This is a genomic window from Companilactobacillus furfuricola (genome assembly GCF_003946325.1).
Lineage (GTDB): Bacteria > Bacillota > Bacilli > Lactobacillales > Lactobacillaceae > Companilactobacillus > Companilactobacillus furfuricola.
Genome location: NZ_RHNT01000021.1, coordinates 1 through 21,159 on the forward strand (window position 1 = coordinate 1; position 21,159 = coordinate 21,159).

Genomic DNA, 21,159 nt, shown 5'->3' on the forward strand with positions numbered 1-21,159 from the left:
GAAGTACTTAGAGTATCGGGTGCGACCGATGCTCTTTTTTATACATATAATTATATCAAAAAGGGTGTTGTATCAGAACCTGACGGTTCTAATACAACACCCTTTTTTGGAGACTTATGTCACAGCCTCATTTTTTTTGCAAAATTATAAAAATTATTACTATGATTTAGTTGTAATATATAGTTAATGATATTAATTAGGCGTAAGATGAAACTAGAATAGTTATCACTTGATATATGTAATTTATTAGGAGGTGATAATCATATTAATATTCACAAATATCCTTTTAATCCTCTCACTAACAACATTTGTCTGTTAATTATTGTGGTTTACGATTTTTAACTTCGAACGAGTTCGTGATGTTAAAAGTCAAAAAAAGAATACACCATATGACCTATACATTATGGTTCCGTTGCTAAATGAGGAAAACACTATTTTCTCATATGTCAACAATCTAATTAATGAACTTAACAATGTTGACTATACCATCAATCCTAATATTATCTTGATCGACGATGCATCCAACGATAATACCTTGAATAATATCAACACTATTCGGTCCGCGACAATGGGTATCCGCACTAATGTCCACGTACTTGCTCGACAATTTCCTAATGCTCAACAAGGTAAAGGTGCAGCTTTAAATTATGGCTTAAATTATATTTCTCGCTTAAATCGTCAACAAGATGATCGGCATACAATTATTGGCATCATCGATGCCGACGGTTTTATGACTGCTAAAGCTATGACTTCGGTCATCGGTGCCTTCGAAAACAATCCCGTCAGCATGGTCCAAACAGCCGTTGGTATGAATCGCCGTGATTTCAACTGGTTGTCAAAAATGCAAGATATTGAATTTCTTGGGGCCAACTCCTTTATGCAAGAAAGTCGCAACCGTCTCGGCCAAGCTATCGCTAGTGGAAATGGTCAATTTTTGACCCTTGAAATGGCGCTTGCAGTCCGTTGGGGAAATACTTTGCTTGAAGATTTCGAATTTACCGTTCGGGGGTTATTTAAACAACATCGTGCTCTATTTCTACCTACTGCGATCGTTTATCAAGAGGCTGTCACAAAATTAAGACCGTTGCTAGTTCAACGGATCCGTTGGTGTGAAGGATCTATGCAATGCTTTATCAAATACTTATCTTCGATCATCACTTCGCCTCACATCAACACCGGAGTCAAGATCGATCTATCGTTGTTTTTAACACTACCTTTTTTCAGTATGTTATTGAACTTCGCAAATATTTGCTCGATCCTCGTGCAATTCGGAAATATCTTTACCAAAAAATCTTTACCCGTGATCATTGTTTTTTCGATCGTTATAATTTTTACCCTGATGATTTGGTTAATGATGGCTATTGAATACTTTCAAAATACTACTGATCTTTCAATTTTTGCTTGTATCTTAAGAGCTTGGCAATGTATTGTTTATAACATTATTTTGTCGTTTATCCCATACGTTGCATTTTTCTATTTGATTACTGGTAAAAACTCCTGGGCTAAAACAGTTCATGGACAATAATATTTCACTGGGGGTGACTATAGATGAATGATCCATTCTCGCGCAGTTATTCCACTAGTTTACGTACCACCGCACGCCACAATCGACAAAAAAGAAATCAGCAGTTAAATTACGCAAGTATCGAAGCTTTGGATCCGGGAACGACTTTTGGTCCAAATATTAATTCTCGAACCTCTACTAGATCTGCCCAAAAAAGGTTTACAGTCAACTTCTTTACCGATGCTACTAGAGACAGCCTCAAGCGATTAGGCCAATCGATCGCCATTTTAGTAGCTATCTTTCTTTTGATCATGATGACGGTTGCCACTTGGAAAGGTTCGGCCTTGACTGGAAACCTAGGTCTAGAGCTTTTCTCAATGACCCTGGTCACGGTATTATTATTTGTATTTTCATATTTGACCGCATCATATATTAGCAATAAATCATTTGTATTTCTGGTGATCGTTCTCTTGGCGATCGCCTTGATCAAAGTGTTTTTGATTTTGAGTTACAAGATCGGCCCAACGTCCGACTACTGGAATTATCATTATTTTGCCTATGCTAAAGCTTCAGGCATCCCTTGGACTCAATCTTTGATCGGCGTTAATTCTAACTGGCCGCATGTTTTGAATATTGCCTTGTTGTATTCGATCCCGTATTCCTTGATCGGAACGAATTTCATCACTTCACAGTTGCTCAATATTGCGATCACTTTCTTCGATGGTCTACTGATCTACAAATTATGTGCTTCCGTTGTTAACAAACAAGCTGGTATTTTTGCAGCCATGATTTTCTCATTTATCCCTGCTTATTTCTTATATGGTATTTTAAACGGTGCTGAACCGATGTTTCTGACATTCGTTTTAGGTCTGTTAGTAACATTTGATACTTTTATGAAGCGCAATTCTCAAACTTCAAACATCCGTTGGTTAACTAGCGTAGTCAGTATGTTTCTTTTGTCAGTCTTAGCCTACATGGTTCGGCCCACGATCGCTATTTGGCTGGTAGCAGGTTTATTGTTCTTGATTTTTCGCAGAAATGAAGAACCGGACGCCAAAAAGTTCCTCTGGAAACGATATTCTTACTTCTTAGGATTCTTCGCCATCTTTATGGTTTTTAGTGCTTTATCACCAAATATTTATTCGGCAATTTATCACCTGCCGATCGGATCAACGTCTAACCAAAACAAATATAGTCTAGCTACCGGGACTTCACCGCAGACTAATGGAGCTTATAATAGCGATATTTATCAGATCATGAATAATAATTTTAAGAAATACAAAGATCCTAACTTACGTGACCGTCACGTTGACCAACAACTAAATGCGCAGATCCATAATAATATTGAAGAATTGCAACGCAAAGAAAGTTGGTCTTCATTCATTGATAAGAAATACACTCTGTTTTCTTCAGAAGATTATGGATACAATTGGTTGCTTTACAACACTTACAAAAATAATCGTCATGCAAAAACATTTTATAACATGCGCAAGCCTTTGATCGCGCTGTCTGTAATATTCTTTGAATTTATTTTGATCCTATCAATTTTCGCCATGAGCTTTATCTTGCTGTTTGCTCCAGCATTCAAAAATGGGATCGAGCTTCAAAATAAATTATTTTATCTAGCACTCTTGTTAGATGGCTTTATTTTAGGATCGATGCTCTTCGAAGTGCAGGGCCGATATCATGCTATTCTCTATATCCCATTGGTCTTAATTTTAGGTATGGGAGTCAAGATACTCACTGAACGACGCAATAAATTTAAAATTGTGTTAACTATTTGAGCCTTTTTACACAAAAACAGCGCTGAGGAATTTTCCCTAGCGCTGTTTTTGTGAGGCTTTTTGACCTCTTCCCAAATACAAAACTTATGATCTCAAGGTGTAAACATATTATGAATTAATTACTTGATGTCAATCCACTGAATAGTGATGAAAATAGGGTGCTAAATGCTGATCCTATTGAACTATTAAATGTTCCCAATGATGAGATGATGTTTGTCAAGAATGTCATAATATGCTCCTCCTTTTACTCATATTTGTTGTACAACATGTTTATGTTATCACGAGGTGTTTTTCTTATCAAATTTATTTTAAATTTTACAAATAGTTGGGCATTTCCCCTAAATTATAATGTTCAGTTATGTTTAACTGCATTTTCTAGGAAAATTATTCAGGTATTTCTTTAAGATACAAAAACCCCCCTGCTCACCGAAATGAGTAGGGGGGTTTTTGTGTTGGTAAAAAGGTACTACTAAGTACTACCTAGAAACTATGATTCTCTGATAAATGAATCTCATTTATCTATTTCTATTATCGCTATTCTGGAAAAATATGTCTACAATTTTAAGCTAATTTTAAATAAAATAATTTAAATATAATGTTACCGTAACAATTTAAATTATCATATTCATAATCCCTATTACATTAGGAATGAAAACGGTTGTAATTAGACCAATTTAACAAAATCCGATTCCTGCGTGGACGATTTTGCGTGTAGATAATAACCGTCAAATGGTAATAATTTGGCTGCTTCTTGTAAGATCACATTTACAGATTTGGTATTCATTGGTGAGATCGAATAAATTTGCTTCAATTGATAATCGGTAGCCCCTGTTTGCTTGATAAAAATCGATGATTCGTCCAGTGAATCATTATTAATTACTTCGATACTTGCGAAGGTCTTAGCATTATATCTTTTGTTAAATTCAGTTATGAAGTCATTTAATATCACTTTGTTCATTTTAAGCACCCCTTAAAACACATTATACGAACATACGTTCGTATAATCAACTGCTATTCACAGTTCCCCAAAAAATAATTCCGACCAATATCGTGCTAGTTCGATACTTAAAATGATAACCAAGATTTTTTTGATTGTAAATCAGATTTTTATTGTTGCTGCGTAATCGTGTAAATTTGACCCGCCATTGGTTTGATATCATTGGCTAATCTTTGATAATTACTCATGACAATAACGGCAGTTTGACCGTCATCCGAGATGTGGACAACTGACTGAAAGCCGTATCCCCATCCGTTTGCTGAATGACTGTTATGGTTATTGTAAAAGCCCCCACCATACGTGCTAACGCTAGCAGGAATAAACAATGTGTCGCGTGATTCTTTGGTCAACAAATCACCACTAACGATATAATTCTCAACTTTGAACAGGTCGCTTGGACTCATAAATACTTGACCAGTCCCTAATTCATTATGAGTTTGTGCTGGAGTGGTGATATAAGGATTATGATAGTTTAAGCTACCTGATAATGGGATTTTATTCGTATATCCTTGGGCTTTGTTGACGCCATTGTCGCTTCCATAAGCAAAAGTCGTATGTTTAAGATCCAATTTATCAATGTAAGTTTGCGTGAAAGCTTGTTTATAAGTTTGACCCGTCACTTTTTCAATGATCCTAGCTAGTAAAACAAAATTTATCGGTGAATATTGCCATTTATTCAACATGATCCGTGAAAAAGTAATATTGGGAATATCTGCTTGAATCAAATCGGGATCAGATAAAACTTTGTTAGGACCATTTCCCTTTAAAACTAAGCCTGATTCCATATCTAACATTTGTCGCAATGTGATCAGATTTGATCCTTTGACATCTGGAAAATATTTGGAAAGATGATCATCTAAGCTGACTTTTCCTTGTTGAACTAATGTCATCAAAATGCCTGCAGTCAAATTCTTTTGAATCGAATCAATTTCATATGAAGAAGTCGCTGAATTCTTGATTTTCTGACCGTAATTGGCATATCCAACACTCTTTTGATATAAAACGTGATTATTTTTTACTACGTAGACCGTTCCGCAAAAATTATTTTTAGTCAATAAATTATCGATCTTGTCATCATAAGTATCAGCTTTACTAATTTTTTCTGTCGCCTTTTCTCTGACGGGTTGAGCCGATGTATGATGGATCGAGCTGAATGAGAATATTAATGCTAAGACGAGGACTACGATGGCAAAATTACAATATATTTTTTTCATTTGTAAACGTCCTTTTCAAAAAACCATTATTGAAATATCTATAAGAATAATAAAACAAATGTATGAATATACATTCCATAATTCAAGGGAATTATTTACTTGAATTGATACTGCAAACACGAGCGACATTGAGTATCCCCATGATCGAATATGGTAAAATATAGGCAATCACAATTAAGGAGATAAACATGATTTTAACAATTATTGTCGTAGTTATTTTAGTTTTATTGGGAATTTCTTACGTTGCAATGTACAACGGTTTAGTTAAATACCGTAACCGTGCCGAGGAATTTAATTCCCAGATCGATGTCCAACTAAAGCGTCGGACTGACTTGATCCCTAACCTGGTCGAAACGGTCAAAGGATATGCTACACATGAAAAAGAAACTTTGAGCCAAGTGATCGCATCTAGAAATCAAGTTGTAGATGCTAAGACACCACAAGATAAAGCTGAAGCTGATAATGCCTTGACTGGTGCTTTAAGACAAGTATTTGCTTTGTCTGAAAACTATCCCGATCTAAAGGCTAACCAACAATTTCAATCATTGATGGAAGAATTGTCAAATACTGAAAACAAAGTATCTTACGCTCGTCAAGCATACAATAGTCAAGTACAACAATACGATACTGCAATCGAGACTTTCCCACGTAATATTATTGCCGGGATCCATAATTTTAAAGCTATCGATTACATTGCTGTACCAGAATCGGAAAAAGAAGCTCCAAAAGTTAAATTTTAATTAGGAGACCATTATGCTTTATCAGCAAATTGATAGCAACAAACGGAAAACGTATTTGATATTTGCCGTTTTCTTCATCATTTTAGCAGCAATTGGTAGCTTCATCGGTTACTTCTTCATTGATAATATTTGGTATGGCATTATCTTTTCCATGGGTATTGCCTTGATTTATGCACTTATCACCTACTTTCAATCGACAAGCATCGTAATGTCGATGAATAATGCTAAGAAATTGGAAAATGCGAGTGACGCTCCAAAATTATGGCACATCGTTGAAGACATGTCGATGGTCGCAAACATTCCACTACCAGAAATCTATATCATTGAAGACCCGAGCTCGAATGCTTTTGCAACCGGAAGAGATCCGGAACATGCTGCAGTAGCAGTAACTAGAGGACTTTATGATTTGATGGATCGTGAAGAACTAGAGGGTGTGATGGCCCACGAAATCTCCCACGTCAAAAATTTTGACATTCGAGTATCGACCATCTCGGTGGCGTTATCTTCAGCCATCATCTTGATCTGTAACATCATCGGAAACCTTTACCGCTTTGTTTTACCATTCGGAAACGACCGAGATGACAGAAATAGTGGTTGGGTAGCCGTTAGACTAGTACTCTGGTTAGTCGGTCTAGTATTCATGATCCTAGGTCCCATTATCGCTAACTTAGTGCAAATGGCCATTTCCAGAAATCGTGAATACCTAGCGGATGCCTCAGGAGCCGACCTAACCAAAAACCCCCAAGGTCTGATCAACGCATTAAAGAAATTACAAACTTATGATAGACCAATGGAAAAAGTAGACGACGCCAGCGCTGCCCTTTACTTCTCAGATCCAAAAAAGAAAAAAAGCTTCGAAGGCTGGTTTCAAACTCACCCACCATTGGAAAAAAGAATCGAAAGACTCGAAAAAGCATTTAATTAAACAGAGAGCGGAAGGCGACGGTCAGCTGCTGAGGATTTAAACACAGAGAGCGCAGCGAGGTCGGTCAGCTGCTGAGGATTAACGCAGGTAGTCGCACAAGGTGCTGCGAAGCAGTGCCGCGACTACCTGTGTTAACCGGAGGCCGCTACCTCGCGGAGCTCGTTTCAACATCCTTGAGGATAAAGATAAACACCTCTATCAAAATTGCTGCAAGTTTAGCAAGTTGAAATAGATAGCTCAATTTTATTCACCAAGTTTTGAAACAAAAATGGATAGCTCTGTCTGATGTCAGAAACCACAGCCACAACCGCACTACACACCATAGTTTCATTCGGTCCCAAGTAATCCAAACATACGTAAATTTGCATAAAAAAACAGGCGTTGTAAAAACAACAGCCTGTTTTTTTATCCTCAAATTTCTATTTACGTTTCCAGTAATAAACAACTCCAGAAACCACCGCAACAACAAGAACAGTACCAGAAGCCAAAGCAACATAATGAGTCTTCTTAGCTTTATTATCCTTCTTGTCCTTATCTGGATAAATCACCGAATCACTATCAGGATCGTTCCCCTGGTCATTACCATCTTTTTTAGGAGTCTTATCTTCTTTGTTAAGTTGGACCGGTTTCTCCACCTTAACCTTTTTATTATCGTCACTAGGTGCTGCCGCATCATCAGAATTATCTGCCGCCGCTGCATCATTATTCCCACTATCTGAAGCCGCGTTAGCATCCGAATTCGAATCAGCATTAGTATTATTCGAACTACCACTATCTAAAGCCGGGACATTCAAAAACTTTAAATAAACTAGAGCATCCATATTTACATTCGCAACTTTAACATCCAGATGCATTGTCACCGGGATCAATTGATTTAAGTTAGTCGTTGAAAATTTAAATGAAGCACCATGGGCATTATTTACGATCTGCCCATCTCCATTATTGATACTAGTGTAAGTCACCGGATGAGAACCGATCCAAGAAGGCACTGATGATGTCATCGAAACATAATACTTTCCATTTTGGATCACAACATTAGCCGGTTTATCCATATACTGATCCGCATGACTAGTTTGACCATTAGGTTGAACAACTTGATACTGCAAAGAAACAGCATCAGCCTTGTCAGACCAAATCAAACCGCTAATAAAAATTAATGAAAAAGTAAGTAAAAACGATAGCAGTTTTTTATTTTTCATAATACCCCTCTTAACATATCCTATTATCATTATTTTACTAGACAAATAAAGATCATGAAAGACAATTCCACATTTTTATTTATTAAACTATCAATTTCGATAAACAACAAGCACAGAGAGCGGAAGGTGACGGTCAGCTGCTGAGGATTTAAGCACAGAGAGCGGAAGGCGACGGTCAGCTGCTGAGGATTAACGCATGTAGTCGCACAAGGTGCTGCGAAGCAGTGCCGCGACTACCTGTGTTAACCGGAGGCCGCTACCTCGCGGAGCTCGTTTCAACATCCTTGAGGATAAAAATAAACAGCACTATCCAAGTTGCAGCAAGTTTAGTCATCAAAAATGGATAGCTCTAGTTCATATCAAATACGAAGTGCCGCGACTACCTGTGTTAACCGGAGGCCGCTGTCGCCTGGAGCTCGTTTCAACATCCTTGAGGATAAACATAGACAACTCTATCAAAACCACTACAGATTTAACAAACAGATATAGAAAGCAGTATTTTTATTCAGCAAGTTTAGCTGTTAAAAACGGACAGATCACCCAAAATCTGCAGTTTAAACAAAAAAACACGAACCAACTAACACAATTTCACAAATCAATTTTTTCCGCAAAAATCCCAAACCAGCTTTTTCTTACTTCCCCTGCCTCACATATAAAAAAAACAGCATTGCCATTTGACAACACTGCTTTACTTCCTATCAACTTAATTTGACTTACATGAGATTCATCTATCAGTCAAATTCATTATTTATTTTCATTCAAAACTGCTTGTTGAGCTGCTACGTTAATGATATTCCATGGACGATCAAAGCCTGGTTGGAAGAAGAAGTCAGCGTATTCGAGATCTTCGATTTTCATCTTAGCTTGGATAGCAACCGAAATGGCATTAATATTAGCAGTTACATCTTGTTTAGACATAATTTGTGCACCAACAACAACATGGCTGTCGGCATCATAGGTCAACTTAAAGTAAACCTTGGCGTTCTCTGATTCTGGAACAAATTTTGGACGATATAAATCAGTTACAAAGACAGACTTAACATTAGCACCATATGCTTCAGCGGTAGCATCTTTAATACCAGTTGATGCAAATTTGTAGTCAAAGACTGTTAATGCTGATGATCCTGAAACACCTGGGAATTTTCTAGTTGGTTTTTCTAAGTTCAATGCAGCGATCCTACCTTGACGACGAGCATTAGTTGCTAACGCAATGTGTGTATCTCCATCTGTTGGTAAGAATTTAAGATGTGTGGCATCGCCTACAGCAAAAATATCTTTTTGACTAGTTTGCATGTATTCATCAGTGAAAATAGTACCATCTTCATTTAATTTGAGTACATCTTGTAACCACTTCGTGTTAGGACGAACTCCGGCAGCCTCGATAACTAAATCAGCATCATAAGTGCCCTTATCTGTCTCAACTTGGGTGACCTTACCATCTTTGCCAATGAATTTCTTGACTGATTCACCAGCAGCAATCGTTACGCCGTGCTCTTCCATATTTTTAGCTAAAATATCAGTAAATTCTGGATCCAAATAAGTTCCTAAGACACGTGGCAAAATATCGATCACAGTGACATTCATGCCTGCTTTAGCGAAGGCTTCAGTAGCTTCATTACCGATATAACCTGATCCAACTACGACAACATTATTGATCGTTGGGTCAACTGTTCTAGCTTTAAGTTTAATCGCCCAGTCACGTCCACGCATGGAATAGATGTTTTTCAAATCTGAACCTTCAACAGGGATCTGTGTTGGGACAGCGCCGGCACTCAAAACTAATTTGTCGTACTTTTCGGTTCGAGTTGAATTATCAACATGGTTGACCACTTCAACTTCATGCTTCTCAGGATCGATCTTAGTAATTTCTTGTTGAAGAAAGACTGAGACACCCTTCTTTGACATTTCCTCTGGTGTGGCATAACTGACGCTATTGACCTTTTTAACTTTACCCTCGAGATATAATTGCATACCGCATGACAAGAATGACAAGAAGTCACCTTTTTCATACCATTGAATCTCTGTGTCGGGTTTTTGTTTGAGAAGTCCTTCGACCGTTTCGTACCCACCATGAGATGAACCTACTACAATAACTTTCATATAGAAACCTCCTCTTATTTATAAATAAACCATAACTTTATAAATAACATTTTTCAAGTAAAACAGATACGAACATACGGTCGTTTTATGATAAAATTAGACAATGTAAGCTTGTTATATCAAGTTTGACCGCACATTTAATTTATTCACTAATGGAGGGATACTACTACATGTACATGCTACTTTTAATAGCACTGGGATTGATCTTATTAGTCACGACTTGGTTAGCGAAGCCTAAGAAACGAACACGCAAAAAGCTCATCACCCTGTCTTTGGTTTTGATCATCGCTGGTGGATCAGGAGCCTACCAAACTTATCAAGGATCTGACGCTGATCAGAATAAAACTAGTCAAACCGATGCTAAATCATCGTCAGAACTGGCAAAATTAAACTATAATGGTCAACAGGAAGTCACAGTCAACAATAATCAACCGACTTTCACTAAAGAGGACCTCAACGTCAGCAAAGGTGCTTGGCAGAGTTTTGCTGATTTAGATAATCTTAACCGTGCCGTTCAAGCTGATGCCTTATTAAATCGGAGTTTGATGCCAACTGCTAAACGAGAAGCGCTCTATGTCAATCCGACTGGTTGGCATAATAAGCGGATCAACGGGGGCTGGCTATATAATCGTTCCCATTTGATCGGTTATCAATTGACTGGTCAGAACAATAATCCGAAGAATTTAATGACCGGTACACGATCGTTAAATTCTCCAGAAATGTTGAATCATGAAGATGACATTGCCGATTATTTAAAGCAAAATCCGAACAATTACATCCGTTATCGAGTTAAGCCGATCTATCGTGGAAACGAGCTACTCGCTAGAGGCGTGCAGATGATGGCGCAATCATTAGACCAAAACGGCAACTCTGATAAACAAATTATTTTTAATGTATACATTTTCAATGTTGAGAAAAACGTGAATATCAATTATGCTGATGGTACAAGTGTTGTAAATAATAACTAAGGAGTGGTTCAATGAAATACAGTAATGGTGATAAAGAAATTTTTGATCTTATTCAAAAAGAAGAAGGTCGTCAAAACCGTAACATCGAACTTATTGCATCAGAAAACATTGTTTCAGATAATGTTCGTCAAGCTCAAGGTTCAGTTTTAACTAACAAATACGCTGAAGGATATCCTGGCAAACGCTATTATGGTGGTTGTGAATTCATCGACCAAATCGAACAAATTGCGATCGACCGTGCCAAGAAATTGTTCAATGCTGAATATGTTAATGTTCAACCTCACTCTGGTTCTCAAGCCAACGCTGCAGCTTATCAAGCAGTCTTAAAACCTGGCGACAAAGTTTTAGGTATGGATCTAAATGCTGGTGGTCATTTGACTCACGGCTCAAAAGTCAACTTCTCAGGTAAAATGTATGAATTTCATTCATACGGTGTTAACGATGAAGGATTCATCGACTACGATGATGTCCAAAAAATCGCTGAAGAAGTTAAACCTAAGCTTATTGTTGCTGGTGCTTCAGCATACAGTCGTGTGATCGACTTTAACAAGTTCCGGAAAATTGCTGATTCTGTCAACGCTTTGTTGATGGTCGACATGGCCCATATCGCTGGACTAGTTGCTGTTGGATTACACCCATCACCTGTTGGTGTGGCTGATATCGTAACTACTACAACACACAAGACACTCCGTGGACCTCGTGGTGGAATGATCCTCGCTAAAGAAGAACTTGGCAAAAAGATCAATTCTGCAGTATTCCCTGGCACACAAGGTGGACCACTAGAACACGTGATTGCTGCTAAAGCCGTTGCCTTCGGTGAAGATCTTCAACCAGAATTCAAGACTTATATCGAACAAGTAATCAAGAACGCTGCAGCAATGGCTGAAGTAATCAATGATGCTGATGATCTATCAGTCTTGACTGGCGGAACAGACAATCATCTATTGAACGTGGTATTAACAGATACTGATCTAAACGGAATGGAAGTTCAAAACTTACTAGATTCGATCCACATTACAACTAACAAAGAAGCCATCCCAAATGATCCATTGCCACCAAAACTAACTTCTGGACTTCGTTTAGGAACACCCGCTATTACAAGTCGTGGCTTCGACGAAGACGACTCTAGAGAAGTAGCACACATCATCGTCGATGCGATCAAGTATCACGATGATAAAGACAAACTTCAAGAATTAGATGCAAGAACAAAAGCATTAACAGACAAGCATCCTGTAGATTAATCAAAATTCACTCAAGAGTTAGCCAAGCGGCTAGCTCTTTTTTTTCGAACATAGTTTTCAAATGCTAACAATTTTTTCCATTTCTAAACGCATTTTCTTTTATCGGTTGAAAATAATAACTGTAAAAAAAAAGAGAATGCCAAAATGGCATTCTCATACATACAATAGCTTATTCCCAACTATAGTCAGTTGGATCTTGGATTCCACGCCCTGTTGCCTTATCAAGCATAATTCTCTGTTCGAAGTGAGCAACGTTGCGTTTAGTTTCTTTAACCATATCAGGATTTACTGAAACATAATCAATTCCGCTTTGGATCAAGAAGTTAGTAAATTCTGGATACTCTGATGGTGCCTGTCCACAAATGGATACAGTTCTACCATCTTTGTGAGCTGCTTTGATCAAGTGACGGATTGCCCGTTTTACAGCTAAGTTACGTTCATCGAATAAGCTGGCAACTGTATCGTTATTACGATCACAGCCTAAGATCAACATAGCTAAGTCATTCGATCCGATTGAGTAACCATCAACGTATTTGTTGAATTGATCTGCCAAGATAATATTAGAAGGAATTTCAGCCATCATGTAGATCTTGAAGTCTGCACCACGTACTAAACCTTCTCCGCTGATAATATCAGTAACCTTCTTAGCCTCATCGACTGTTCTAACGAATGGGATCATAATATTCAAGTTAGTTAATCCGAATTCGTCACGAACCTTCTTAACAGCAGCTAATTCTAGTTTGAAAGCTTCAACATATTTAGGATCGTAGTAACGTGAAGCACCACGCCAACCTAAAAGATCTGCTGGTTCATGTGGTTCATATTTATCGCCACCCTTTAAGTTACGATATTCGCTGGACTTAAAGTCTGATAGACGTAAGACAACAGGTCTTGGTGCCATGGCACGTGCTACTTTAGCAATACCATCTGCAAGCATGTTGACAACTTTTTCAGGACGGCCTGTTTCAATCAAATATAGTGGATGTTCGTGGATAAAGGTAGTCCATAAGAACTCTTCACGCATAAGACCAATACCGTCTGCAGGAAGTGTTGAATATTTATCAGCTAGATCTGGGTCACCTAAGTTCATCATTACTCGAGTTGCCGTTGGAGCAAATGTTTCTGCAGCAACAACTTGACCGCCAGCTGCTGCTTGTGGTGTGTCCTTCTTAAGTAAGCTATTAACTTTGCCACGATATACCACACCATTTTTAGCATCGACGGTAACTACATCACCAGTCTTGAATGTTTCTGTAGCTGCGACTGATTTACTCTTAGTACCAACGATACAAGGAATCTGCATTTCACGAGATACGATAGCAGCGTGACAAGTCATACCACCATTATTAGTAATAATAGCAGCAGCTTTCTTCATTGCTGGTACCCAGTCAGGAGATGTCATCAATGTTACCAAGACTTCACCCTTCTTGAATTGATCAATATCCTTCGGATCATCGATCACATGAACAACACCACTTGAAAGACCAGGACTTGCTGGCAATCCACGTACTGCTACTTCTGCATCACTTTCTGATACCACGTTATCATCCTCTTGTGAATCATTATCTTTATCTTTATTTCTTTGTGACCAAACAGTCTCTGGACGAGCTTGAACGATCCACAACTTGTTAGTGTTTTCATCCAAAGCATATTCCATATCCATTAAACAACCATAGTGGTCTTCAACTTTTTTAACATAACCAGCTAATTCAATAACTTGTTCATCAGTTAAAACTGGTTTGTCTTGAATATCTTCGGGTACTTCTTCTTCGTAAGTACCACCGTTTTCTTTTCTAAGCAATTGAATTGGTTTCTTGATGATACTTCTATCAACGATCTTCATCGTCTTCTTATCGATAACAAAGTGGTCAGGTGTAACCTTACCTAAAACGATATATTCTCCTAAACCATAAATACCATCGATAACGATCTGAGATTCGTCACCATTAGCAACGTTAACTGAGAACATAACACCTGAAGCCTTTGAGAAGACCATCATTTGAACAGCTGCTGAAAGAGCAACTTTTTCATATGGGAAGTTTTGCTTGTGACGATAATAAGTTGCACGATCAGTGAACAATGACGAGTAACATTCTTGAACACGTTGTACAACATCGTCTCCACCTTTAATATTTAAATACGATTCTTGTTGACCTGCAAAAGAAGCATCTGGCAAGTCTTCAGCTGTAGCAGAGGAACGAATAGCAACGAACGGATCTTTTTGGCCTACTTTTTCTGAGAGCTCATCGTATGATTTCTTGATTTCCTTAGCAAGATCATCCGGCATCTTTGCATCAACAATCAAATTACGAATCTTTTCACAGGCAGTGTGAAGTTCTTCAGAATTTTCATAATCCTTAATACTATCCAACAACGCATTAACGTCATCGTTCAATCCTGTCTTATCCATGAAGTACCGATATGCGTGTGCTGTGGTTGCATAACCATACGGTACTGGAACGTCCATTTCAGATGTCATTTCCCCTAGCGATGACGATTTACCACCAACTAAGTTAACATCCTTACGATGCAATTCGTTGAACCATAAAACATTTGCTGTATCTTGACTACTCATGATAATTTTTCCCTCCTTGCAAATAATCACATGTAATGCCTTCCAAACAAAAAACCAATTAATTTGTGAAAACGATTACAACTATATTGTAAGTCTTTTCTTGCAAAATATTAAGTGTAAATTTAACATTCCGAAAAATATAATACGTCATATATAAAAATATGACGGTATATATCCCGCCATATCAATAAATGTGACCACAAAAATATTTTATTAATTTTTTCTAAATGAGACAAAATCTGCCGATTATTCGAATATATTGAGGAAAAACTAGATAAAAGAACAAGGCAAGAGCACGAGGAACGAGCGCGCGAGCAAGAATCAAAAGCAAGAGAACAAAAAGAATAGAAACTCTTATATAACCAAAAAGGAAAGAAAGATCACAGCAGCAATGTAAGTCAGGAAACAAAGATGAGCGGAGCAAAGTCCCGCGAACCGAGAAAAGAGTCAGTGATCTAGATAGAGTTTATATCCTAGCAAAACAAGGAAACCCCTACTCCCACCAGAATAGATAAAGCCTGAGATAGACATGTGAGAAATAGGACGAGCAAACAGTGCCAATTTGCACAAAATAAATCGGTAAAACTCAACCAAAGGGGGGGATTATGTCACTATTTAGACGGAGGGACCCGGGGATACAGACCTCAGTGGTGAAATTCATCTTGGCGACGAAGGAGCTTAGATGAAGGTGCAGTTTTGAAACAAGCGAGCGCCCTTTGCTCGATTGGTTCAAAATGTGCCCACCACGTTCCAGCGTCTGTATCCCTGGGCCCCGGAGTCGGCATTGAACGTACAAACAAACTACTACCTCAACCTAACCAAACAAACTAACAGAACTCCAGCAAAATAAAACGCTTCAATGCAGCCATAGCTCTCTTACATCTTTATAAAAAAAGACCGAACATATAAAATGTTCAGTCTCAATATTACGATCCTAAATTCTTTTTCCGTTCATGCCGAGCATAAGAACCATAAAGCACCAAAGCAATAGCTCCAAACAAAACAGGCCCTAAAATAGTCCAAAATGCATCCATATAAGCATGATCAATAATTGGTTCTAACAAAGTAAAGATAATAGCAAACAAAACAACTAAGAAAACCAAAATCGAAGTAGCCCACATAAACTTTTTATTCTTAAAGAATTGATAAGGCTTTTCAATATCATCATTCATACTAAAGAATGGAAATGCCCCAACCAAGAACAAATACGGCACACTAGTAGCCACATTAGCCATCAAAGTCAAAACAGCATACAAATTCTTAGCATTTCGACCACCAAGAAAATCAACCGCTAAAATAATGAGACAAACAAAAATAGCTTGCATCCACATCGCAAAAGCGGGCATCCCTTTATCATTCAACGTAGTAACTTTTTTCGGCCAAAAGTCCCTAGGAGTACCCATAATGAATGATTTCAGTGGTGAATAGATCAAAACGAAAAATGCACCCATGTACAAGATAAACATATCTAAAGCGGTAAATCTCGATAACCAGGCACCTAACGTCGTCGCTGCCGCAGCGCTTAATCCAATGTGAGTTCCGAAACTGTAACCTAAATTGCTCATCATTACATAAGTAATATTAGCCAAGTTAACGCCATCTTTACCGATAACGCTATTCCAGTTAGTACTGATACCCCAGAAGAAAATCGTCAAAGAATAAAGCACGGCGATGATCCCAGCAGAGATCAAAATACCTTTAGGAAAATCACGTTTAGGATTCTTCATACTATCAGTGACGCCACCCATAGACTCCAAACCACCATAAGCAAATATTGCATAAACAACAAATGAAAGCATACCGATCGGAGAAGCAAATTCTGGATTCGGCGACTTAATGAATGTACTAATGCCATTGATCGGTTCCGCCATATGGAAACCTGATAAAAAGATCATGGCAATACTTAAACCAAAGAACACGATATTTAAAATGATCATCATCGTACCACCAAACGACGTGAACTTCGAGATCTTATCAATTCCTCGTGAAGCGGTAAATGTAACAAATATGATCCACAAAACTGCTAGTAGACCAATAGTTTGTGTAGAGCTCAAACCTCCCAGATGCCAGCTTTGAGTGGTATCATGTCCGGCAAAAAACGTTGCCATCGGGATCCAGACCTTGGAAGAAGTTGAAACCAACCAGACTTCCCAGGAAGCTAGCCAAATAAATGTTCCGGTAAAGGCTAATCTTGGTCCGATCGCTCCCTCGATCCAAGAATAAATTCCACCTTTAGCCTCGTTATAAGCTGATCCATATTCTGCCATCATAAAACCGACTGGCAAGAAGAAAAAGATAGCAGCAAATAAATACCAAATAATACTTGCTAATCCCATTTGCTCATAAGCAACAGTAGTATTAGCGAATCCAAATACGGACGTAAAGATCATCATGATCAAGCCAAACATCGTGATGGTCTTTTTCGTCGAATTACCTTCGTTCATTTTTCAAAAATCCCCTATTCCCTCTGATTACAAATTCATATCTGTTATAAAATTCAATGGCGAAAAGTCAGTTGACTGAGTAATTAATTTGGCAGTCAGTTCTTTGTAGCCATCGAGTGATGTTTTAGCCATTTCTGCCGATGCTTCGGTCAAAAATTGTGGTAGTTGATCGTCATATTTACCAAGAGCTTTAATATCAAAATCACGTAGCATTTTTTTCAATGTGATATTGATCGCTTTTTGTTGCTCTTTATACATCGTTCCTAATTCTGAATAGTGGCTATCTAATAAAACACCAGCTAATTTGAATGTCCAATAAGCAGACTTCTCATCATATGGCAATTTACCAATTTTATACTCTTCGGGAGTATCTGTGATACCCAAATAAAACGGCACGTAAACACTTTGTGAAGCTACGCCCATGCTTAACCATTGGACCCCTGCGATCTCCTTTTTCAGATCTGGGCGGATCTGTAGGACATGAGATTCTTGCGTCTTAGCCAAGCTAATTGGACGATAGCGCTGATTGTTAGCAGATTTGTTTAAGGGATCGAATTCCGTTCCCTCAAAATGAGAACTCAAATAACCTTGCACGTCGTCGATACTTAGCAAGCGTTCAGCTTTCTTAATGAAGTCCAGTTCTTGACTTTCCGGACTTTCATCAGTCTTTCCAGAAAATTCTTGCTGACCATACCAAACTCTAGGAGTAGTGTAAATAGCGTCAGATCGGTCGTGCGTTCCAAAAATTTTACGGAAATTAAATGTTTGGGGCCATGGATTCAAGCTGTAATCATTAACGAATTCTTGAATATCTGACTTGAACATAAAGCTTTCGGGGTCATTGAAATCGATCTCCTGAATGGCTAATTGATTGGCTACTACCGCATAGGAATCATCTGGGATCCTTTGAGCAACCCAATAGTGACCTGAGCCACTTTCAAAGTACCAAACTTCATCTTGGTCAGAAAATAAAACACCGTTAGTTTCAGATGTCCCGTATTTTTCAATGATATCTCCTAAACGTTTTACACCCTCACGTGCACTCTTAACGTATGGCAAGACAACTGTCACCATTGCCTCTTCACCGATCCCATCTTTTACCAAGGGATCGACCCCCAGAACACCTTGATTAGAATAGGCACTTTCGGTGGCACTCATAGCGACGCCAAATTCGTTGAATCCATCTTCTTCGAAAAGACCCTCTTTGTCAGTCCACTCAGGTGTGGCAGAATATTTGTAACGGATTTTTGGCAATTCGATTGAAAAACCATTTTCATTCGAAGAATACTTTTGTGGTTCTGAAAATTCTTCATGCGGATGAACAACAAAATGTTTTGGCCACGAAGCTTTAGCATCTTCGTTTCGACCGATCATCGTTGAACCATCGATTGAAGCTTTTTTACCAACTAAAATGCTAGTACAAGCAGACAATGAAGCTTTGTTGTACTGTATTGTCATAATTTCACCTTACTTAAATTTTACTGCGGTACCATATGCAGCGACAGTTTCCATATCTTGACTGATCGAATCAGAGTCGAATCTCATCATCACGACTGCATCAGCACCCATTTTTACTGCATTTTCCTGTAGACGCTCGATTGCGATATCGCGAGCTTCTGTTAAAAGTTCGGTATATGCCTTTATTTCACCACCAACAATATTTTTCAAGCCAGCACCAATATTTTTGACGACATTTTTGGATTGAGTCGTTAAACCAAATACTTCGCCAATGATCTCATATTGTTTGCCAGGGATATTTTCAGTTGTTGTTATTAAAATATTAGTATTATTCACAATTTCACCTCGTATAAAAAAATCAGTCCAGTAAATAACATACCACAATTGCTCCAGTAATTCTTTCAGATTCGCATTATTTAACCTTGACATAAACTTTGTTTTTTCATACAATTTTTAAGTATTGTAAAAACAACTGGGCATTCGCCAAATGGTAAGGCAGCGGACTCTGAATCCGCAATTTATTGGTTCGAACCCAATATGCCCAATAATTATTCATTCCAAAGAAAAACCACATCTTATCGATGTGGTTTTTACTTTGCGAGCTTTGCTCCGCTTGGTCAGCCGCTTAAGTTTGAAGATTGCAGAATCATATTGCATCTTGTATTGCGATTTATTGTAAATTAATAAGAGTTTTCTGCTTGTAACTCTGCCAATACGATTTTTTGTTTAACGTCAATTTCTTTTGGTGCTGGTTTAACTGTTTGTTTAATCATTTCGATAAGTTTCATGATCTCAAATCCTTTCGTCTAGGTAAATGTAAAATCATAAATTACTATCCTGGAACAACTAAATAATAACTTTTTACAACAAGATAAATGGTTCATATTACAAAAGTTATATTTACAATTGATGCACATTTTATAGTAATTGGTGTTGTTGTATATCATGACATCACAGTGCAACTTACCTGGATCTTCCTGGAATGATCGTGCTATGTTGCGTCACTCTATAAATATTCTGTAATCCTTAACTGAAAAGTTAAGCTATTTTACCTCCTATTTAGATGTATCTTTACTATAATTGATGTGAATTTTCCTGTCTATCCGAAATGAATATACTGGATTACAATAGAATTTATAAAACTTTCAAGGAGAAAAATATGACCTACAAACTAATTGCCATCGATCTAGATGACACCTTATTGAATACCCAAAAAACCATCTCTCAACAAAATGAAAATATCATCAAACAAGCCCTTAAACAAAATATCAAAATTGTTCTTTGTTCCGGGAGGACTCACAATGCTGTAAAAAATTACGCTCAGCGACTAGGAATCACCGGCGATGATCAATATTTGATAACAAACGGCGGAGCCATTATTGAAACAGCCAATCAAAAAATCCTTCACGAGCAAGCCCTGAGCAATCAATTTTATCGAAACTTCGTCGATTTTGTTCATGAAAATCACCTACACTACAACGTAGTTGATGACAAATCAAACACCTACACAAGTTCCGAAACATGGTTTGATAAGTACACCATTGCCCAAGCTTTTGAAAACGACAGCGGGCTCTTCATCAGAGAATCAGATCAATTGCCAAATGACTTCAAGATCCTCAAGGCAATCATCAATGGCAATAAAGACGAACTCGATCAAATATCTGATTTAGTACATCAAACTTACGATGAAAATTATTTCGTCGTCCGGACTGGTGAAGGATTCCTGGAAGTCTTTCCGAAAAATGTCAACAAAGGTGCGGCCTTAAAGCAACTAACGTCGCAACTAGGAATCGCCTTATCTGATACGATAGCCATCGGCGACCGCGACAACGATATCCCCATGTTAAAAATTGCTGGAAAAGGAATTGCCATGGAAAACGGTCAACCAGGAGTTAAAAAAGTCGCTGACTACATTACCCAAGACAATAACCACGATGGCGTCGGCTTAGCCATCCAAAAATTTGCACTGAAGTAAAATATCAACACATTTAAAAAGGGATCTCTGCAATC

General features: G+C 38.0%; 16 protein-coding genes and 1 tRNA gene. 8 read left to right on the top strand and 9 right to left on the bottom strand.

Features of this window, described 5'->3' with window-relative positions; genetic code table 11:
* The first annotated feature begins 322 nt into the window (after nt 1–322).
* Nucleotides 323–1,525, top strand: coding sequence for a glycosyltransferase (locus EKM78_RS07070; protein ID WP_245994899.1), 1,203 nt, complete (start codon nt 323–325; stop codon nt 1,523–1,525).
* Nucleotides 1,526–1,548: 23 nt separating this feature from the next.
* A complete protein-coding gene (locus tag EKM78_RS07075) occupies nt 1,549–3,288 on the top strand; it encodes a glycosyltransferase family 39 protein (protein ID WP_125770784.1) in 1,740 nt (579 codons plus the stop codon).
* Nucleotides 3,289–3,952: 664 nt separating this feature from the next.
* Here the strand turns inward: EKM78_RS07075 and EKM78_RS07080 are convergent.
* Entirely contained in the window at nt 3,953–4,246 is a 294-nt protein-coding gene (locus EKM78_RS07080; RefSeq protein WP_125770786.1) for a hypothetical protein, read from the bottom strand.
* A gap of 149 nt (nt 4,247–4,395) precedes the next feature.
* Entirely contained in the window at nt 4,396–5,499 is a 1,104-nt protein-coding gene (locus EKM78_RS07085) for a serine hydrolase domain-containing protein (RefSeq protein ID WP_125770788.1), read from the bottom strand.
* A gap of 188 nt (nt 5,500–5,687) precedes the next feature.
* Here EKM78_RS07085 and EKM78_RS07090 point away from each other — a divergent pair, with 188 nt between their 5' ends.
* Both EKM78_RS07090 and htpX read left to right on the top strand, forming a co-directional pair.
* The gene (locus tag EKM78_RS07090; RefSeq protein WP_125770790.1) at nt 5,688–6,239 is read left to right on the top strand and encodes a LemA family protein; all 552 of its coding nucleotides are present in this window, start codon (nt 5,688–5,690) and stop codon (nt 6,237–6,239) included.
* A gap of 13 nt (nt 6,240–6,252) precedes the next feature.
* On the top strand, nt 6,253–7,164 hold the full coding sequence (gene htpX / locus EKM78_RS07095) for a zinc metalloprotease HtpX (RefSeq protein WP_125770792.1): 912 nt from the start codon (nt 6,253–6,255) through the stop codon (nt 7,162–7,164).
* 419 nt (nt 7,165–7,583) lie between these two features.
* Here the strand turns inward: htpX and EKM78_RS07100 are convergent, their stop codons facing one another.
* Entirely contained in the window at nt 7,584–8,363 is a 780-nt protein-coding gene (locus EKM78_RS07100; protein WP_164507241.1) for an NEAT domain-containing protein, read from the bottom strand.
* A gap of 744 nt (nt 8,364–9,107) precedes the next feature.
* The gene (locus tag EKM78_RS07105) at nt 9,108–10,463 is read right to left on the bottom strand and encodes an FAD-dependent oxidoreductase (protein WP_125770796.1); all 1,356 of its coding nucleotides are present in this window, start codon (nt 10,461–10,463) and stop codon (nt 9,108–9,110) included.
* Nucleotides 10,464–10,633: 170 nt separating this feature from the next.
* Between EKM78_RS07105 and EKM78_RS07110 the strand changes: the two genes are divergently transcribed.
* Complete coding sequence (locus EKM78_RS07110) at nt 10,634–11,431, top strand: DNA/RNA non-specific endonuclease (protein ID WP_125770798.1); 798 nt, start codon at nt 10,634–10,636, stop codon at nt 11,429–11,431.
* 11 nt (nt 11,432–11,442) lie between these two features.
* Complete coding sequence (gene glyA / locus EKM78_RS07115; RefSeq protein WP_125770800.1) at nt 11,443–12,672, top strand: serine hydroxymethyltransferase; 1,230 nt, start codon at nt 11,443–11,445, stop codon at nt 12,670–12,672.
* Between the two features lie 169 nt (nt 12,673–12,841).
* Here glyA and ppsA read toward each other — a convergent pair whose 3' ends face one another.
* The 5 genes from ppsA to EKM78_RS07135 all read right to left on the bottom strand — a co-directional run bounded on the left by ppsA (nt 12,842) and on the right by EKM78_RS07135 (nt 19,485).
* Nucleotides 12,842–15,247, bottom strand: a complete 2,406-nt coding sequence (gene ppsA / locus EKM78_RS07120; RefSeq protein WP_125770802.1) for a phosphoenolpyruvate synthase — start codon at nt 15,245–15,247, stop codon at nt 12,842–12,844.
* 644 nt (nt 15,248–15,891) lie between these two features.
* Entirely contained in the window at nt 15,892–16,047 is a 156-nt protein-coding gene (locus EKM78_RS12635; RefSeq protein ID WP_164507242.1) for a hypothetical protein, read from the bottom strand.
* A gap of 126 nt (nt 16,048–16,173) precedes the next feature.
* A complete protein-coding gene (yjeM, locus tag EKM78_RS07125) occupies nt 16,174–17,691 on the bottom strand; it encodes a glutamate/gamma-aminobutyrate family transporter YjeM (RefSeq protein ID WP_125770804.1) in 1,518 nt (505 codons plus the stop codon).
* Nucleotides 17,692–17,718: 27 nt separating this feature from the next.
* Complete coding sequence (locus EKM78_RS07130) at nt 17,719–19,149, bottom strand: C69 family dipeptidase (protein ID WP_125770806.1); 1,431 nt, start codon at nt 19,147–19,149, stop codon at nt 17,719–17,721.
* A 9-nt stretch (nt 19,150–19,158) separates the two neighbouring features.
* Nucleotides 19,159–19,485, bottom strand: a complete 327-nt coding sequence (locus tag EKM78_RS07135) for a heavy metal-binding domain-containing protein (protein ID WP_245994902.1) — start codon at nt 19,483–19,485, stop codon at nt 19,159–19,161.
* A gap of 137 nt (nt 19,486–19,622) precedes the next feature.
* Here EKM78_RS07135 and EKM78_RS07140 point away from each other — a divergent pair.
* Together EKM78_RS07140 and EKM78_RS07145 are read left to right on the top strand one after the other, a co-directional pair.
* Nucleotides 19,623–19,694: transfer RNA gene (locus EKM78_RS07140), tRNA-Gln, on the top strand.
* A gap of 614 nt (nt 19,695–20,308) precedes the next feature.
* Nucleotides 20,309–21,124 (top strand): Cof-type HAD-IIB family hydrolase, encoded by an 816-nt coding sequence (locus tag EKM78_RS07145; protein WP_125770809.1) that lies wholly within the window; start codon nt 20,309–20,311, stop codon nt 21,122–21,124.
* Nucleotides 21,125–21,159 lie beyond the last annotated feature (35 nt).

What these genes read in the sequence shown, in the direction of transcription:
- EKM78_RS07075 (WP_125770784.1), top strand. Translation starts at nt 1,549, where the DNA reads ATGAATGATCCATTCTCGCGCAGTTATTCCACTAGTTTACGTACCACC.
- EKM78_RS07080 (WP_125770786.1), bottom strand. Translation starts at nt 4,246, where the DNA reads ATGAACAAAGTGATATTAAATGACTTCATAACTGAATTTAACAAAAGA.
- EKM78_RS07085 (WP_125770788.1), bottom strand. Translation starts at nt 5,499, where the DNA reads ATGAAAAAAATATATTGTAATTTTGCCATCGTAGTCCTCGTCTTAGCA.
- EKM78_RS07090 (WP_125770790.1), top strand. Translation starts at nt 5,688, where the DNA reads ATGATTTTAACAATTATTGTCGTAGTTATTTTAGTTTTATTGGGAATT.
- htpX (WP_125770792.1), top strand. Translation starts at nt 6,253, where the DNA reads ATGCTTTATCAGCAAATTGATAGCAACAAACGGAAAACGTATTTGATA.
- EKM78_RS07100 (WP_164507241.1), bottom strand. Translation starts at nt 8,363, where the DNA reads ATGAAAAATAAAAAACTGCTATCGTTTTTACTTACTTTTTCATTAATT.
- EKM78_RS07105 (WP_125770796.1), bottom strand. Translation starts at nt 10,463, where the DNA reads ATGAAAGTTATTGTAGTAGGTTCATCTCATGGTGGGTACGAAACGGTC.
- EKM78_RS07110 (WP_125770798.1), top strand. Translation starts at nt 10,634, where the DNA reads ATGTACATGCTACTTTTAATAGCACTGGGATTGATCTTATTAGTCACG.
- glyA (WP_125770800.1), top strand. Translation starts at nt 11,443, where the DNA reads ATGAAATACAGTAATGGTGATAAAGAAATTTTTGATCTTATTCAAAAA.
- ppsA (WP_125770802.1), bottom strand. Translation starts at nt 15,247, where the DNA reads ATGAGTAGTCAAGATACAGCAAATGTTTTATGGTTCAACGAATTGCAT.
- yjeM (WP_125770804.1), bottom strand. Translation starts at nt 17,691, where the DNA reads ATGAACGAAGGTAATTCGACGAAAAAGACCATCACGATGTTTGGCTTG.
- EKM78_RS07130 (WP_125770806.1), bottom strand. Translation starts at nt 19,149, where the DNA reads ATGACAATACAGTACAACAAAGCTTCATTGTCTGCTTGTACTAGCATT.
- EKM78_RS07145 (WP_125770809.1), top strand. Translation starts at nt 20,309, where the DNA reads ATGACCTACAAACTAATTGCCATCGATCTAGATGACACCTTATTGAAT.